Raw genomic sequence first — 15,355 nt, 5'->3', positions numbered from 1 at the left:
ACCGGTGACCCGCTCCCCGACTCATGACCCAGGTGGTTTCCCATGCCCACGACGACCCTGCGGCAGCTCAACGGACTCGACGACACGCCCGCGACGCTCGCCGGCTCCACCCTCGTCCTCGTCGACTACCAGAACACCTATACGACCGGCGTGATGGAACTGGACGGCTGGCGGGCCGCGCTGGACGCCGGTGCCCGGCTGCTGGAGCGTGCCCGGCGGGCGGGCACCGCGGTCATCCATGTCGTCAACGACGGCGGCGAGGGCACGCCGTACGACATCCGCGCCGAGATCGGGCGGATCCACCCCGCGGTCGCGCCGGCCGACGGCGAGCCCGTCGTCGTCAAGAAGGTGCCGAACGCCTTCGTCGGCACCGACCTCGACCGGCACGTCGACGCCGCGGGCACCACCGACCTCGTCATCGCCGGCTTCATGACGCACATGTGCGTGGCGGCCACCGCCCAGGGCGCCTTCCTGCGCGGCAACCGCCCCACCGTCGTCGCCGACGCCTGCGCGACCCGCGCGCTGCCCGTCGCAGGCACCGAACTGGACGCACGCCAGGTGCACGACGCCGCCCTCGCCACCATCGCGGACCTGTACGGGATCGTCGCCCCGTCCGGGGCGGGGATCGTCTGACGGGGCGGCCGTACCGGGACCTCCGTCAGGCGATGCGGCGGACGCGGTGGAACGCGAGGAGCAGCAGCAGCGCGGCCAGGGCGACGAAGAGGCCCGTCTCGATGAACTGGAAGTCCCAGAAGCGGTCACCGGGCTGGTAGAGCCGCCAGTTGTGGGAGCCGGGGCCGAGACCCTGCGCGGCCATCGCGTCCGCGCACGCGTCGGCCCCGTCCTGTCCTGTGGCCGCGGGCGGGCAGCCGACCTGCGCGTTCTCGCGCACCAGGTTCCCCGCCGCGTCGCGCAGCCCCTGGCTCAGGATCCAGTCGCCCGACGCGGGGTTCGGCCCATCGGTGCTCGCGAGTCCGTAGGTGAGGCTCTCGGCGGACATGAAGTGACGCCGCAGCAGTGTCTCGACGGCGACGCGCACGACGACGAAGCCGGCGAGCGTGGTGGCCATCGCGGTCAGCATGCGGCGCGAGAGCGTGCCGGCGAGGATGCCGAGGGCCACGGCGAACAGGGTGTAGCCGATGGGCGCGATGCCCTGGACGTCGAACCAGATGTAGCCGAACCGGCCGTTCCCGTTGGCCGCCATCGGCGCGTACCACCACGAGACACCCAGCGCGTACGCCGCGGCGAGGAGCGTCGTGAGGCCGCCGATGACACCGAACTTGGCGAGCGCCCAGCGGCCGCGGCCGACACCCTGCGTCCATATGAAACGGTGCGTTCCCTGCTCGACCTCGCGGGAGACCAGCGGCGCGCCGAAGAAGAGCCCCACGAGCAGCGGCAGCGCCACGAAGAGGATGCCGACGTACGACAGGGATTTGAACTCGTTCTGGAAGGCGGTGCTGAGGGCGTTGCAGGCGTCCACGGCCGAGTTGGGGGCGAGTGGCTCGGTCCCGAGGTCCGCGAGGCAGGCGCCGAGCCCCGAGTCGTCGTAGGCGTCGCGCATGTCCAGGCCGGTGGGGACCATGACCGCGGCCAGCACGGCCAGGCCGATGGCGGCGAAGAGGGCCTGCTTGCGGTGCTGTTTCCAGATGAGCCAGATCACGCGGTCACGTCCGATGCGGTGCGGGTGCGGGAGTCCCCGGCCTGGAGGTAGCCGAGGACGATGTCCTCCAGGGACACGTCGTGCTGGGTCCAGTCCCGGCCGAGGCGGCCGTCGTCGTCGGTGCGGACCAGCAGCGTGGACTGCCGGTCGGTGTGGCTCGCGGCGATGACCTCGGCCACCCCCGGCACGCCGTCCGGCCCGGTGCGCGGACCGACCAGGGTGCGGTGCCCGTCGAGCAGGTCGTCCACGGGGCCGGCGAGCCGGACGTGGGAGCGCTGGAGGACGACCAGGTGGTCGCACACCCGCTCCAGGTCGGCGACGAGGTGCGAGGACAGCAGCACCGTCGTGCCGCTCTCGCCGACCATGCCCATCAGGGCCTGCATGAAGGAACGGCGGGCCAGGGGGTCGAGGGCCGCGACCGGCTCGTCGAGCAGCAGCAGCCGCGGGCGTTTGGCCATCGCGAGGGCGAGCGCCACCTGCGCCCGCTGACCGCCGGAGAGGGCGCCGACCGGCTTGTCGGGCGGGATGTCGAGGCCGGCGACGGGGTCACGGGCGAACGCGGCGTCCCAGCGCCGGTTCAGCCTGCCGCCCAGGGCGATCAGGTCGGTGGCGCTGAAGTCGCGGTAGAGGGGCGTGTCCTGCGCGACGAACCCGACGTCGGGCAGGACGTCCGTGTTGGCGTGCGGGTCGGCGCCGAAGACCCGCACCCGGCCGGCGTCGGGCCGCAGCAGGCCGACGGCCAGGTGCAGCAGGGTGGACTTGCCCGCGCCGTTCGGGCCGACCAGTCCGGCGATCCGCCCGGCGGGCAGTCGCAGCGAGCAATCCTGGAGCGCCCAGCCGCGCCCGTAGCGCTTGCCGAGGCCGCTGGTCTCCAGGGCCGTGTCCGTCATGGGTGTTCCCCGCTTCTCAATCGCTGTCATCGGGTGGTGGCGCGTCGGGCATGGCGCGCAGGGTGGTGTCGATCAGGGCGGAGACGTCCTCCCGGCCCAGACCGGCGGCGCGTGCCCTGGTGAGCCAGGCCACGAGTTCGTCGCGCAGGTCCGTGTGGTCGGCCGGTGACGAGTCGGCCGGGGTGGCGATCAGGAAGGTGCCGACCCCCGGCCTGCCTTCCGCCAGGCCCTCCAGTTCGAGCTCCCGGTAGGCCTTCAGGACCGTGTTCGGGTTGATCGCGAGGGACTGCGCGACCTGACGGACCTTCGGCAACTGGTCGCCCGGCCGGGCGAGGCCGACCCGGAGGGCCTGCTTCACCTGGAGGACGAGCTGCACGTACGTGGCCGTCCGCGAACGGCCGTCCAGCACGAACTCGATCACGTGTTTCTCCGCTTGTGCTACGACAATAAGACAGACTGCTGATGAAGGGGTGCCCTGTCAAGTATGGTTGTCCTAGGACTCTAGGACAGCGGGTGGTTCCCCCTCGCGCGGCGCGCGGGTCAGCGGCGTTGCATGATGGAGGCATGACTCAGCCGAGGAACGAACCACCGCAGGAGAACGCCCAGATCCTGGTCGTGGGTCCGGACGGGATGGCGCTGAGCGGCGCGCCCGGCAAGGACGGCGGCGACGGTGACGAGGGCCGCTCCGAGACGCCCATCACCGAGATGGTGGAACAGCCGGCGAAGGTCATGCGCATCGGCAGCATGATCAAGCAGCTCCTGGAGGAGGTGAAGGCCGCTCCCCTGGACGAGGCGAGCCGGGCGCGGCTGAAGGAGATCCACGCCAGCTCGGTGAAGGAGCTGGAGGAGGGCCTCGCGCCCGAGCTGGTGCAGGAACTGAGCCGCCTGTCGCTGCCGTTCACCGACGACGGGGTGCCGACCGAGGCCGAGCTGCGGATCGCGCAGGCGCAGCTCGTGGGCTGGCTGGAGGGGCTGTTCCACGGCATCCAGACCGCGCTGTTCGCCCAGCAGATGGCGGCCCGCGCGCAGCTCGAACAGATGCGCCGCGCGCTGCCGCCGGGCGCCCTGCCGGACGACGTGGCCGAGCCCGGCGGCAAGGACCCGCACGGCGGCGCCCGCTCCGGCCCCTACCTGTGAGACGTCCCCGCCCGGGGACATACGGACGCGAACGGCCCGTGGTCACGTCATCGGCGTGACCACGGGCCGCTTCGTGCCGCGTCAGCCCCAGCTCAGCAGGCGGCGCGGGTGCTCCAGGATCGCCGCAACGTCCGCGAGGACGCGCGAGCCGAGCGCGCCGTCGATCAGACGGTGGTCGAACGACAGACCGAGCGTCGTCACGTGCCGGGGCTTCACCCTGCCCTTGTGGACCCACGGCTTCTCGCGGACGGCGCCGAGGGCGAGGATCGCGGACTCGCCCGGGTTCAGGATGGGCGTGCCCGTGTCGATGCCGAAGACGCCGATGTTGGTGATGGTGACCGTGCCGCCGCGCATGTCGGCGGGTGTCGTGCGCCCCTCGCGGGCCGTCGTCACCAGGTCGCCGAGGGCGCGGGCCAGCTCCGGCAGGGTCTTCGACCCGGCGTCCTTGATGTTCGGGACGACGAGGCCGCGCGGCGTGGCGGCGGCGATGCCCAGGTTCACGTAGTCCTTGTGGACGATCTCCTGGTTCGCCTCGTCCCAGTAGGCGTTGACCTCCGGGTTGCGGCGGATCGCGAGCAGGAACGCCTTCGCGACGATCAGCAGGACGTTCACGCGCAGCCCGGCCAGGTCCTCGTCCGCCTTGAGGCGCTCGACGAGACGGACGGTCCGCGTCACGTCCACCGTCACGAACTCCGTCGCGTGCGGCGCGGTGAACGCGCTCTCCACCATGGCCTGCGCCATCACCCGCCGGACGCCCTTGATGGGCTCCCGCCGCTCCCGCGCGGCGTCGGACGGCGGCTCGTCGGCGACCGCCGCCGCGGGGACGGGGGCCTGCGCGCGGCTCGCGGGCGCGGGCTCGGCCGCCGAGCGGACGTCGTCGCGCGTGATGACGCCGCCCGGCCCGGTCGGGACGACGGCGGTGAGGTCCACGCCCAGGTCCTTGGCGAGCTTGCGCACCGGCGGCTTGGCGAGCGGCCGCGCGCCGTCCCCGGCCGCCGGTGCCGGGACGGTCGCCGCGGGCTCGGGCTCGGGCTCGGGCTCCGGCTCCGGCTCGGGGACGGACACGGCGGCGGCCGGCGCGGGCACCGCCTTCCGCGGCCGACGCCGCGTCGCCCCGGCGGACACGCCGTACCCGACGAGCACCGGCTCCCGCTTCTCCCCGGCCCCGGCCTCCGCCGCCGGGACGGCACCGTCGCCGCCGTCGTCACCGGCCGCCGGATCGGTGTCCACGGTGATGATCGGCGACCCGACGTCGACCGTCGTGCCCTCCGGGACGTGGATCTCCCGCACCCGGCCGTCGAACGGGATGGGCAGCTCGACCGCCGCCTTGGCGGTCTCGACCTCCACCACCACCTGGCCGTCGCTCACCGTGTCACCCGGCTGGACGAGCCACTTCAGGATCTCCGCCTCCGTGAGACCCTCACCGACGTCCGGCATCCGGAACTCACGGAACCGCTGTGCCGCAGCAGCCATCGTCACGCTCTCCTCGACCTCTTCACTCAGTACGCCAAGGCGCGGTCGACGCCGTCCAGCACCCTGTCAAGCCCGGGGAGGTAGTCCTCCTCTATGCGCGCCGGCGGGTAGGGGGCGTGGAACCCGCCCACCCGCAGCACCGGCGCCTCCAGATGGTAGAAACACCGCTCCGTGATCCGCGCGGCGATCTCGGCACCCGACCCGAAGAACACCGGCGCCTCGTGCGCGACGACCAGCCGGCCCGTCTTCTCCACCGACCGCTGGATCGTGTCGAAGTCGATCGGCGACACCGACCGCATGTCCACCACCTCCAGGGAGGTGCCCTCATCGGCCGCAGCCTCCGCCGCCGCCAGGGCCGTCTTCACGGTCGGGCCGTACGCGAGGAGCGTCAGGTCGGTGCCCTCGCGCACCACCCGCGCCGCGTGCAGCGGCCCGGGGATGCCGTCCGTGTCGACGTCGCCCTTGTCCCAGTAGCGGGCCTTCGGCTCGAAGAAGATGACCGGGTCGTCGCACTCGATGGCCTGCCGCAGCATCCAGTAGGCGTCGTGCGCGTTCGAGGGGGCGACGATCTTCAGGCCGGCGACGTGCGCGAACAGCGCCTCCGGGGACTCGCTGTGGTGCTCGACCGCGCCGATGCCGCCGCCGAACGGGATGCGCACCACCACCGGCAGCCTGATCTTCCCCAGCGCCCGCGCGTGCATCTTCGCGAGCTGCGTGACGATCTGGTCGTACGCGGGGAACACGAAGCCGTCGAACTGGATCTCCGTCACCGGCCGGTAGCCGCGCAGCGCGAGGCCGATCGCCGTGCCGATGATGCCGGACTCGGCCAGCGGCGTGTCGATGACACGGTCCTCGCCGAAGTCCTTCTGCAGGCCGTCGGTGACCCGGAAGACGCCGCCGAGCTTGCCGACGTCCTCGCCCATCACGAGGACCTTCGGGTCCGCGTCGAGCGCGGTGCGCAGGGCGGCGTTGACCGCCTTCGCGAGAGGGAGCCGCTCGGCCATCTCAGTTCTCCTCGGCGTGGTCGGCGAACGACGCGAGGTAGGCGGCGTACTGGGCACGCTCCTCGTCCACCAGGGTGTGCCCGTCGGCGTACACGTGCTCGAACGCCGCCATCGGGTCGGGGTCGGGCATGGTGCGGATCGCCTCCCGCACGCGCCGCGCGAGGGCGTCGCTCTCCTCGTCGAGCGCGGTGAAGAACGCCGCGTCCGCCGCGCCGAGCCGCTCCAGGTGGCGGCGCAGCCGCAGGATCGGGTCGCGCGCCTCCCAGACGGCCAGCTCGTCGTCGGGGCGGTAGCGCGTCGGGTCGTCGGACGTGGTGTGGGCGCCCATCCGGTAGGTGAACGCCTCGACGAGCATCGGCCCCTGGCCCGACCGCGCGTGCTCGGCCGCCGCGCGGGTGACGGCGAGGACGGCCAGCACGTCGTTGCCGTCGACCCGGACACCGGGGAAGCCGTAGCCCTGCGCCCGCTGGTACAGCGGTACGCGGGTCTGCCGCTCGGTGGGCTCCGAGATGGCCCACTGGTTGTTCTGGCAGAAGAAGACGACCGGCGCGTTGTAGACGGCCGAGAAGGTGAACGCCTCCGCCACGTCGCCCTGGCTGGAGGCGCCGTCGCCGAAGTACGCCAGCACCGCGGCGTCGGAGCCGTCCTTCGCCACGCCCATCGCGTAGCCCGTGGCGTGCAGGACCTGTGAGCCGATGACGATCGTGTAGAGGTGGAAGTTGTTGGTGTTCGGGTCCCAGCCGCCGTGGTTGACGCCCCGGAACATGCCGAGCAGCATCTGCGGGTCGACGCCGCGGCACCACGCCACGCCGTGCTCGCGGTAGGTCGGGAAGACGTAGTCGTCGGGCCGCAGCGCGCGGGCCGAGCCGATCTGCGCGGCCTCCTGGCCCAGCAGCGAGGGCCACAGGCCCAGTTCGCCCTGGCGCTGGAGCGCCGTCGCCTCGGCGTCGAACCGCCGCGACAGCACCATGTCGCGGTACAGGCCGCGCAGCTCGTCGTCGGTGATGTCGAGGGAGTAGTCGGGGTGCTCGACGCGCTCGCCCTCGGGCGTCAGGAGCTGCACCATCGCGCCGGCCGCGCCGCCCGTGCTCCGTCCGCCGCCGCGGCGCGCCGGGCGCGCCGCCTTCTTCCGCGGTGCGGTCGCGGTCTTGCGCGCGCCCGAGCCGTGCGCGGCTCTGCTCTCCACGGTCACTCGTGCTCCTCCGTCGGTCCGGCCCCCGGGGTCCGCCGGGCGGCCAGTGCGGCTCGCCCGGTCCCGTACGGCGCACGGGGGTGGGTGCGGCGCGCGGAACCGAGCGGGTTCCATGTCCCTTGCCCCGGTCCCGTACGACCGCCTCATAAGAGCACGGTAGCCGTGCCGCCCACAAGACGTGAAAGCGCCCCTGACCTGCGGATTTACTGTGATGTCCAAGTACTTGTCGAGGGAGTGGAGCCGCGCTGGTCCAGGTTGGTCACCAGCCTCCCAGCGCGTGGGGACCCTTGCACGTTAACCCGGCCGACCGGGTCCCGGGAAGGTTCGCGACGGCCGTCGCGGGGGCGTACGCCGGGCGCCCGGGAGCGCGCTGTGTGAGACTGGTCACGTGCCAGAAGACGGAAAAATCCGGGTATTCCTCCTCGACGACCACGAGGTGGTGCGGCGCGGCGTACGGGAGCTGCTGGCCATGGAGTCCGACATCGAGATCGCCGGCGAGGCGGGCACGGCGGCCGAGGCGCGCGCCCGCGTCCCGGCCGCGCGGCCCGATGTCGCGGTCCTCGACGTGCGCCTCCCGGACGGCAGCGGCGTCGAGGTCTGCCGGGACATCAGATCGCAGGACGAGTCGATCCGGTGCCTGATGCTCACGTCGTACGCGGACGACGAGGCGCTGTTCGACGCCATCATGGCGGGCGCGTCCGGCTATGTGCTGAAGGCCATCCGGGGCAGTGAACTGCTCTCCGCCGTACGGGACGTGGCGGCCGGCAAGTCCCTCCTCGACCCGGACGCGACCCGCCGCGTGCTGGAGCGCCTGCGCGGCGGCGGGCAGGCCGCGCAGAACGCGCCGGGCGCCGGGGACGAACGCACGGCCCGCCTGACCGAGCAGGAACGCCGCATCCTCGACCTCATCGGCGACGGCCTGACCAACCGCGCCATCGGCGAGGAGCTGCACCTCGCCGAGAAGACGATCAAGAACTACGTCTCCAGCATCCTCGCCAAGCTGGGCATGGAACGCCGCTCCCAGGCCGCCGCCTACGTCGCGCGCCTCCAGGCCGGCAAGCGCGAGTGACGCGGCGGCGCCGGATCCCGGTCAGCCCGTGAACGCCTCCGACACCCGCTCCCGGTGCCGCGTCCACCACACGACGAGCGCCGACGCCGCCGGGAACTGCGGATCGGCCCGGTGGTCGTGGCGCTCGTAGTGCCAGCGCAGCATCCAGAAGTCGTTCAGCCGCTCCCACCACACGCGGTGCACCGCGGCGGCCAGCTCGTCCGGACGCGCGCCCGTGGCGGTCCGGTACGCGCGGGCGTACGCCCGGACCTTCGCCAGATCGAGCGTGCCCCGCGGCCGCAGGAAGAAGATCGCCGCGGCGCGGACCGCCTCCTCCGCGCGCGGCTGCACGTCAAGTCGGTCCCAGTCCACGATCGCGACCGGCTCGACCGGCCCCTCGGCGCGGTACAGCAGGTTCAGCGGGTGGAAGTCGCCGTGCACCCAGCCCTCTGCGGGCACCTCGGCGGGTCCCGGGCGGCGGTGCGCGTGGGCGCGCAGCAGGTCGCGGCGCTCCAGCAGGCGGTGCTCGGCCAGCTCGTCGAAGCCGGTGCGGCGCGGCCGGGCGCGGATCAGCCCGAGCAGCCGCGCGATCAGCTCCTCCGTCTCGGTCGGCACGGCCGAGGCGCGGTGGGGCGCGTTCAGCGACGGCGGGGCGTACGGCAAGGGAGTACGCCTTATCACCTGGTCGAGTGCCCGGTGCACGCGCCCGAGCAGCGCCCCCAGGCGGTCGCTCTGGCCGCGGCTGAGCTGCCCGCCGTCCCGGTGCCTGCCGTCCACCCAGGGGTGCAGGGCGTAGCAGCGGCCCCGGTGCACGACGACCGTGCGGCCGTCCCGGTCGGGCAGCGGTGGCGCGACGGGCAGGCCGAGGCGCGCCAGCTCGGCCGTCGCGCGGTGCTGCCGCACCAGCGGGTCGGTGGCGGCCGGGTCGCCGTCGAGGTGGTGCTTCAGGAAGAACCGGCCGGTGGTCGTCGCGACGCGGTAGCCGCGGTTGAGGAGCCCGGCGGTCAGCGGCCGGCAGTCGATGGGGGTGCCCTGACCGTAGCGGCGGACCAGCACGGTCAGGGTCTGCTCCGTGAGGGACATGCTGAGGCGGATCGTCAGGGGGTCGTCGTGGTGTCGCCCTCGGCGCCGCTGACGTCCTCGCCCGTACCGGTGTCCGCGTCGCCGCCCTCGGCGTCGCCCGTGCCGGTGTCGCCCGTCGGCGGCGGGGACTCCTCGCCCTCGTCACCGCTGCCGCCGTCGTCCGAGCCGCTGTCCGGCGGGGGCGTCTCGTCGTCGGACTGCGTCGGGTCGCCGGTGGGCTGCTCGGTCTCCTCGCCCGTCGGCTGCTCGGTCGGGGACGTCGTCGACTGGTCGCCGTCGTCCTCCCAGCCCTGGTCCCAGTCCTCGTCCCACTCCTGGCCCCCGGAGGTGCCGGAGTCGTCCCGGTGCTCGTCCTCCTCGGCCGTCTCGTCCGAGGAGGGGGACTCGTCGTCCGGCCGCTGGTCCGCCGACTCGGTCGGGCTCGGCGGCCCCGACTCCGCCGGCGGGTCGGCCGGATCGTCGCCGCCGCCCAGCCGGACGGCGACGAGGACGCCCGTCGCGACCGCGAGGACCGCGAGGACCGCCACCAGCAGGATGCGCAGCCGCGAGCCGGTGCGCGCGTCGGCCGCCGTGCCGCCGGGCGGGGTGCCGTCCGGGCCGCCGAGCAGCAGCGGGACACCGGCCGCCGGGGTGGCCGCGGTGGTCGTGGCGCGGGTCGGGGCGGCGGTGCCGAGCGGCGGGGTCGTCCCGCCGGTGAGGGAACCGGTGTTCCACAGGCCGGCGGTGTGGCCGCCGTGCTCCTCCAGCATGCGCAGCGCGTACCGCACCATGCCGCGCATCTCCTCGGCCGTCTGGTAACGGTCCTCGGGGTCCTTCGTGAGGGCGCGCATGACCAGGCCGTCCAGCTCGGGCGGCGACGCGGGGGCCACCTCGGACGGCAGCCGCGGCATGTCCTGGACGTGCTGGTAGACGACGGACAGCGGCGTCTCGCCGATGAACGGCGGGCGCAGCGTCAGCAGCTCGTACAGGAGGCAGCCGACCGCGTACAGGTCGGACCTGGTGTCCACCGTCTTGCCGAGCGCCTGCTCGGGCGAGAGGTACTGCGGCGTGCCCATCACCATGCCGGTCTGCGTCATCGTCTGCGCGGCGCCGTGCAGCGCCCGCGCGATGCCGAAGTCCATGACCTTGACGGCGCCCGTGTCCGTGATGATGACGTTCGCCGGCTTGATGTCGCGGTGCACGATGCCGTGCTGGTGGCTGTAGGCCAGGGCCTCAAGCACACCCGAGACGATCGCGAGGGCGCGCTCGGGCGGCGGCGGGTCGGAGTCGATCAGCAGGTCGCGGATCGTCCGGCCGTTGACCAGCTCCATCACGATGTACGGGGTGACGCGGCCGTTGCCGGTCTCCTCGCCGGAGTCGAAGACGGCGACGACGGCGTGGTGGTTCAGGCCCGCCACCGACTGCGCCTCGCGCGTGAAGCGCGCCTTGGACACCGGGTCCTCGGCCAGGTCGGAGCGCAGCAGCTTCACCGCCACCGTCCGGCCGAGCCGTACGTCCTCGGCGGCGAACACCTCCGCCATGCCCCCGCGGCCGAGCCGGTGCGTCAGCCGGTAGCGGCCGTCTCCGACGAATCCGCCGTTTCCCCACATGTCCGGCGTTTCGGGGACCTCGTTGCCGGACGCCCCGGACTCGTCCTCGCCGGAGCCCGCAGCGCCTTGGTCCTGTGCCATCAGTCCTCGCCGTGTTCACTGGGTCGCCGGGCCATCAAACCCGTTCGCGGGCCACGCTGACAAGTTGAGACTTGACGTCCCCGGGGGCTGGGGCACACTGGCCACGGAAAACGGCTCCGTACACACGCGCGCCCGCGGCACGGCGGCCGCGCGCCGCCTGGGGGGAACACGTCGCATGACCGGACACTCGACCGTCGGCGGCGGCCGCTACGCGCTGCGGCGGCTCCTCGGCCGGGGCGGCATGGCGGCCGTCCACCTCGCGTGGGACACCGTGCTGGAGCGCGAGGTCGCCGTCAAGACGATGCGGAGCGAGGTCAGCGGCGACGACGCGTTCCGCGAGCGGTTCCGCCGCGAGGCCCAGGCCGTGGCGAAACTCACGCACCCGAACATCGTCTCCGTCTACGACACCGGTGAGGAACGGGAGGGCGGCGGCGCCGTCCCGTACATGGTCATGGAGTACGTCGACGGCCAGGGCCTGCGCGACGTGCTGGAGAACGACATCGCCGCGTGGGGCGCGATGCCCGCCGACAAGGCGCTGCGGATCACGGCGGGCGTCCTCGCCGCCCTGGACCTGAGCCACGAGAAGGGGCTCGTCCACCGCGACATCAAGCCGGGCAACGTCATGATCACGCGGCGCGGCGCCGTCAAGGTCATGGACTTCGGCATCGCGCGGGCCATGCAGACCGGGGTGACGTCCATGACGCAGACCGGGATGGTCGTCGGCACGCCGCAGTACCTGTCGCCCGAGCAGGCGCTCGGCCGCGCCGTGGACGCCCGCGCCGACCTGTACTCGGTGGGCGTGATGCTCTTCGAGCTGGTCACCGGACGCGTCCCGTTCGACGCCGACACCGGCCTCGCCGTCGCGTACGCGCACGTCACGGAGGACCCGCCGGTCGCCTCGTCGCTGAACACGGCGATCGAGCCCGCGCTGGACGCCCTCATCGCGCGGGCGCTGCGCAAGAACCCCAACGAGCGGTTCCGCAGCGCCGGCGAGATGCTGGCGGAGTGCCGCCGCGTCGCGGAGCTGCTGACCGGCGCGGCGCCCTCGATCGCACCGGACGCGCCGCCGCCGGGCGGGAGCGGCGCGGGCATAGCGCAGGCGGTGTTCCCCGAGTTCGGGGCGCCGGTGACGCCCTCGCCGTACGCGCTGGGCGGTGGCGGCGCCTACGGCTACCCGCGCGTCGGCGGCGACACGCCGCCGGCGGGGCCGTACGCCCCGCCGGTGACCCCCGCGCCCGTGCCGGCGGCCGGCGGCGGCCGTCCCGCGAGGTCGCGGGCCACCTGGCTCGTGGTGGCGGCAGCGGCCGTCGCGGTGGCGCTGATCGCGGCCGTCTCGTTCGTCGCGCTCACCCGCGGCGGTGGCGGGGAGCCGGAGGCGGGCGGTACGGAAACCGCCGTGGAGGGCACCGCGGAGGCGACCGCCACCGACGGGCGCCGCTACACACCCGGCGACCCGGAGAAGACGATCGCCGCGACGGAGTGCTCCGGCGCCTTCGACCACTGGGACCAGAACGAGCACGCGGGCGCCGTCGCCATGCCGGACTTCTACGACGTGCACATCGACTCGGTGAAGGCGTGCATACGGGCGGCCGGCTGGCGCTACGAGGACGACGTCCGCTACGAGGACGAGACGCTGAAGGGCGAGGGCATGGTCATCGCGCAGACGCCGGGACCCGGCCAGCCGTACGACCCGGACACGGACCCGCCGATCAAGCTGACCGTCTCCACCGGCCTTGAGCCGGTCTCCTGACCGGCCGCCGTCAGTACGCGACGGGGAAGCTCGTCAGGATGCGCTCGGCGAGGACCGTGTCGCCCTCGACCTTCACCTTGTCGGCGACCCGCCTGGCCCGCACCCGCCCGCTCGCGACGCGCGTGAACGTCTCCCAGTCGGTGGTGAACGTGACGAGCGGGCCGAGCGACGGGTTGCCGTCGACGCTGCCGTTGCCCTCCTCGTCGACGCGGACCGTGCGCACGAACTCCACCGGACCGCTCACCTCGAACACGACGGCCGACTTCTTCGGCGCGTCCGCCCGCTCCGCGACGATGCCGGGCAGCCGCCGCAGCAGCACGTCCCGGGCGACGAGGGCCGCCGGGGACGCCAGGTCGCCGGGCTGCCGCAGGGCGCGCCGCAGGTCCTGCTCGTGCGTCCACACGTTGAAGATCCGCTGGGCGAGGAACTCACGGAGCGTCAGGGTGCCGTAGAGGGGGTGGGTGATCTCGGCGTCGGGGCCGCGGCGTTCGTTGCGGAGCTGGCGGGAGCGGCGGATGACCGTGTACTCAAGCTCGCTCGTCATCTCCGGCCCCGTGTGGTGCCGGCGCACGTCGACGGGGACCTCCAGGTAGCGCGTGGTCTCGTCCACGACGTGGTAGAGGTCGCGCGGCAGGGCGTGGATGGGGCGCGGGTCGCCCAGGGCCTCGCACTCGCCGCCGATCACGTGGGACACGACGTCCCGCACCGACCAGCCGACGCGCTCCGTGGGGCGGTTCCACTCGCCCTCGACGAGCGAGGAGGCCAGCTCCGATATCGACTCGATCGACTGGGTCCAGGCATCGATGTACGGCTGAAGGCTCGATCGCTCGGTCACAGAACCCCTCGTGGCGGTTTCGTCGCTGGCTTGGGTGGTCACACGGTACGCCGCGCCGACGCGGCCGGTGAATGGTTCTTCCGGGACGAATCCTAGTGCCGCGCACGGCGCCGCGGGGGTGCGCGCGACGAGGGGCGGAGCCGGGCGGAGGCGTTGTGCAGAACGCCGCCGCCCGGCCCCGTGCCCACCATCGTCGCGGCCCCGTTTCACGACTCTGTGACAGGACATCGACAAGCCTGCCGCACCGGGGCCGACGGCCTCAGCCGGCGGGCCGCAGGAAGGCCGCCATCGCGTTCGCGAGGAGGAACGGGTCGTTCGCCGCGCACAGTTCGCGCGCGGAGTGCATCGACAGGATCGGCGCCCCCACGTCCACCGTGGGAATGCCGTGCCGGGTCGCGGTGATGGGGCCGATCGTCGTGCCGCAGGGCACGTCGTTGTGCGAGACGAACGGCTGCCACGGCACGCCCGCCTGCTCGCACGCGGCGGTGAACACCGCGCGGCCCGCGGCGTCGGTGGCGTAGCGCTGGTTCACGTTGACCTTGAGGAGGGGACCGCCGCCGGCGCGGGGGCGGTGGTCGGGGTCGTGGCGCTCGCCGTAGTTGGGGTGGACGGCGTGGCCCGTGTCGGCGGACAGGCAGTACGAGCCGGCGAGGGCGCGGGCGCGGTCCTCGTGGGTCCCGCCGCGGGCGTACACGTCGCGCTCCAGGGCGGTGGCCAGGAGCGGCCCCGCGGCGCCGGTGTCGGACTCGCTGCCGGTCTCCTCGTGGTCGAACGCGGCGAGGACCGGCACGAAGCGCGTGTCCGGGCGGGCGGCGTCCAGGAGCGCCGCGGTGCCGGCGTGCACCGACAGCAGGTTGTCGAGACGGGGGGCGGCCAGCAGCTCACGGTCGCGGCCGAGGTACGCGGGCGGCTCGACGGCGTGCGTCATCAGGTCGAAGCCGGCCACCGCGTCGGCCGACGGGAGCCCCGCCGCGTCCGCGAGGAACGCGATCAGCTCGCCGTCCCGCGGCTCCCCGAGACCCCACAGCGGCATGGTGTGGTGCTGCCTGTCCAGGGCCAGGCCGTCGTTCACGGACCGGTCGAGGTGGATCGCGAGCTGGGGGACGCGCAGCAGCGGCCGGTCCACGTTCACGAGGACGGTGCCGCCGTCGCGCAGCACCAGGCGCCCGGCGATCCCGAGATCCCGGTCGAGCCAGCTGTTGAGGAGCGGACCGCCGTAGATCTCGACGGTGAGCTGCTTCCAGCCGTGCCTGCCGCCGTCGGGGGACGGCTTGATCCGCAGGGTGGGGGAGTCGGTGTGGGCGCCGATGACGCGGAACGGGGTGGCGGGCGCCGCGCCCTCGGGCACGTACCAGGCGATGAGCGCGCCGCCGCGCAGGACGTACCGGCCGCCGGGGGCGCCGTCCCACGGGTCGGTCTCCCGCAGCGGGGTGAACCCCGCGTCGGCCAGGCGGCGTGCCGCGTTCGCCGCCGCGTGGTACGGCGTGGGGGACGCGGCGAGGAACGCCATCAGGTCGTCGGTGTGGCCGCGGTCGAAGGGTGCGCTCATGGGGCACAGCATACGAATCCGCCCAGGAGCGCCCGGGGCGTCCGGCGCACCCCGCCCGCCGCCG

The 15,355-nt window shown here is 73.6% G+C and carries 14 protein-coding genes; 4 read left to right on the top strand and 10 right to left on the bottom strand.

The window, feature by feature from the left end; genetic code table 11:
* The first annotated feature begins 42 nt into the window (after positions 1-42).
* Entirely contained in the window at positions 43-633 is a 591-nt protein-coding gene (locus EMA09_RS13830; RefSeq protein WP_129841350.1) for a cysteine hydrolase family protein, read from the top strand.
* Positions 634-658: 25 nt separating this feature from the next.
* Here the strand turns inward: EMA09_RS13830 and EMA09_RS13825 are convergent, their stop codons facing one another.
* The 3 genes from EMA09_RS13825 to EMA09_RS13815 are packed head-to-tail and all read right to left on the bottom strand — an operon-like array spanning position 659 to position 2,971.
* Positions 659-1,660, bottom strand: coding sequence for an ABC transporter permease subunit (locus EMA09_RS13825; RefSeq protein WP_129841349.1), 1,002 nt, complete (start codon positions 1,658-1,660; stop codon positions 659-661).
* Positions 1,657-2,550 carry an ABC transporter ATP-binding protein gene (locus EMA09_RS13820; RefSeq protein WP_129841348.1) on the bottom strand — a complete coding sequence of 298 codons (894 nt, stop codon included), beginning with the start codon at positions 2,548-2,550 and terminating at the stop codon, positions 1,657-1,659. The genes EMA09_RS13825 and EMA09_RS13820 overlap by 4 nt, the downstream gene beginning before the upstream one ends.
* Before the next feature lie 16 nt (positions 2,551-2,566).
* Entirely contained in the window at positions 2,567-2,971 is a 405-nt protein-coding gene (locus tag EMA09_RS13815; protein ID WP_129841347.1) for a GntR family transcriptional regulator, read from the bottom strand.
* Between the two features lie 143 nt (positions 2,972-3,114).
* On the opposite strand from EMA09_RS13815, the gene EMA09_RS13810 reads away from it, so the two are divergent.
* The gene (locus EMA09_RS13810; protein WP_129841346.1) at positions 3,115-3,687 is read left to right on the top strand and encodes a bacterial proteasome activator family protein; all 573 of its coding nucleotides are present in this window, start codon (positions 3,115-3,117) and stop codon (positions 3,685-3,687) included.
* 81 nt (positions 3,688-3,768) lie between these two features.
* On the opposite strand, the gene EMA09_RS13805 is transcribed toward EMA09_RS13810, so the two are convergent.
* Genes EMA09_RS13805 through pdhA form a run of 3 tightly spaced genes read right to left on the bottom strand, consistent with a single transcriptional unit; the run spans position 3,769 to position 7,356 of the window.
* Positions 3,769-5,160 (bottom strand): dihydrolipoamide acetyltransferase family protein, encoded by a 1,392-nt coding sequence (locus tag EMA09_RS13805; protein ID WP_129841345.1) that lies wholly within the window; start codon positions 5,158-5,160, stop codon positions 3,769-3,771.
* 26 nt (positions 5,161-5,186) lie between these two features.
* Positions 5,187-6,164 (bottom strand): alpha-ketoacid dehydrogenase subunit beta, encoded by a 978-nt coding sequence (locus EMA09_RS13800; protein WP_129841344.1) that lies wholly within the window; start codon positions 6,162-6,164, stop codon positions 5,187-5,189.
* A gap of 1 nt (position 6,165) precedes the next feature.
* Entirely contained in the window at positions 6,166-7,356 is a 1,191-nt protein-coding gene (gene pdhA / locus EMA09_RS13795; protein ID WP_240796387.1) for a pyruvate dehydrogenase (acetyl-transferring) E1 component subunit alpha, read from the bottom strand.
* A gap of 388 nt (positions 7,357-7,744) precedes the next feature.
* Here pdhA and EMA09_RS13790 point away from each other — a divergent pair, with 388 nt between their 5' ends.
* Positions 7,745-8,425 (top strand): response regulator transcription factor, encoded by a 681-nt coding sequence (locus tag EMA09_RS13790; protein ID WP_129841343.1) that lies wholly within the window; start codon positions 7,745-7,747, stop codon positions 8,423-8,425.
* 21 nt (positions 8,426-8,446) lie between these two features.
* On the opposite strand, the gene EMA09_RS13785 is transcribed toward EMA09_RS13790, so the two are convergent.
* Both EMA09_RS13785 and EMA09_RS13780 read right to left on the bottom strand, forming a co-directional pair.
* Positions 8,447-9,487, bottom strand: coding sequence for a phosphotransferase (locus tag EMA09_RS13785; RefSeq protein WP_129841342.1), 1,041 nt, complete (start codon positions 9,485-9,487; stop codon positions 8,447-8,449).
* 14 nt (positions 9,488-9,501) lie between these two features.
* Positions 9,502-11,157: a protein kinase gene (locus EMA09_RS13780; RefSeq protein WP_129841341.1), complete on the bottom strand. Its 1,656-nt coding sequence runs from the start codon at positions 11,155-11,157 to the stop codon at positions 9,502-9,504.
* Between the two features lie 175 nt (positions 11,158-11,332).
* Between EMA09_RS13780 and EMA09_RS13775 the strand changes: the two genes are divergently transcribed.
* Positions 11,333-12,907 (top strand): protein kinase, encoded by a 1,575-nt coding sequence (locus tag EMA09_RS13775; RefSeq protein WP_129841340.1) that lies wholly within the window; start codon positions 11,333-11,335, stop codon positions 12,905-12,907.
* A gap of 10 nt (positions 12,908-12,917) precedes the next feature.
* On the opposite strand, the gene EMA09_RS13770 is transcribed toward EMA09_RS13775, so the two are convergent.
* Positions 12,918-13,742, bottom strand: a complete 825-nt coding sequence (locus EMA09_RS13770; RefSeq protein WP_129841339.1) for a maleylpyruvate isomerase family mycothiol-dependent enzyme — start codon at positions 13,740-13,742, stop codon at positions 12,918-12,920.
* A 259-nt stretch (positions 13,743-14,001) separates the two neighbouring features.
* Positions 14,002-15,291 carry a M18 family aminopeptidase gene (locus EMA09_RS13765; RefSeq protein ID WP_129841338.1) on the bottom strand — a complete coding sequence of 430 codons (1,290 nt, stop codon included), beginning with the start codon at positions 15,289-15,291 and terminating at the stop codon, positions 14,002-14,004.
* Positions 15,292-15,355 lie beyond the last annotated feature (64 nt).

Source organism: Streptomyces sp. RFCAC02 (genome assembly GCF_004193175.1).
Taxonomy (GTDB): Bacteria; Actinomycetota; Actinomycetes; order Streptomycetales; family Streptomycetaceae; genus Streptomyces.
This window is presented reverse-complemented; position numbering and strand designations above follow the sequence as displayed.

Coding starts and splice junctions, on each gene's coding strand:
- EMA09_RS13765 (WP_129841338.1), bottom strand. CDS start 15,291: ATGAGCGCACCCTTCGACCGCGGCCACACCGACGACCTGATGGCGTTC.
- EMA09_RS13785 (WP_129841342.1), bottom strand. CDS start 9,487: ATGTCCCTCACGGAGCAGACCCTGACCGTGCTGGTCCGCCGCTACGGT.
- EMA09_RS13775 (WP_129841340.1), top strand. CDS start 11,333: ATGACCGGACACTCGACCGTCGGCGGCGGCCGCTACGCGCTGCGGCGG.
- EMA09_RS13820 (WP_129841348.1), bottom strand. CDS start 2,550: ATGACGGACACGGCCCTGGAGACCAGCGGCCTCGGCAAGCGCTACGGG.
- EMA09_RS13810 (WP_129841346.1), top strand. CDS start 3,115: ATGACTCAGCCGAGGAACGAACCACCGCAGGAGAACGCCCAGATCCTG.
- EMA09_RS13830 (WP_129841350.1), top strand. CDS start 43: ATGCCCACGACGACCCTGCGGCAGCTCAACGGACTCGACGACACGCCC.
- EMA09_RS13800 (WP_129841344.1), bottom strand. CDS start 6,164: ATGGCCGAGCGGCTCCCTCTCGCGAAGGCGGTCAACGCCGCCCTGCGC.
- EMA09_RS13805 (WP_129841345.1), bottom strand. CDS start 5,160: ATGGCTGCTGCGGCACAGCGGTTCCGTGAGTTCCGGATGCCGGACGTC.
- EMA09_RS13780 (WP_129841341.1), bottom strand. CDS start 11,157: ATGGCACAGGACCAAGGCGCTGCGGGCTCCGGCGAGGACGAGTCCGGG.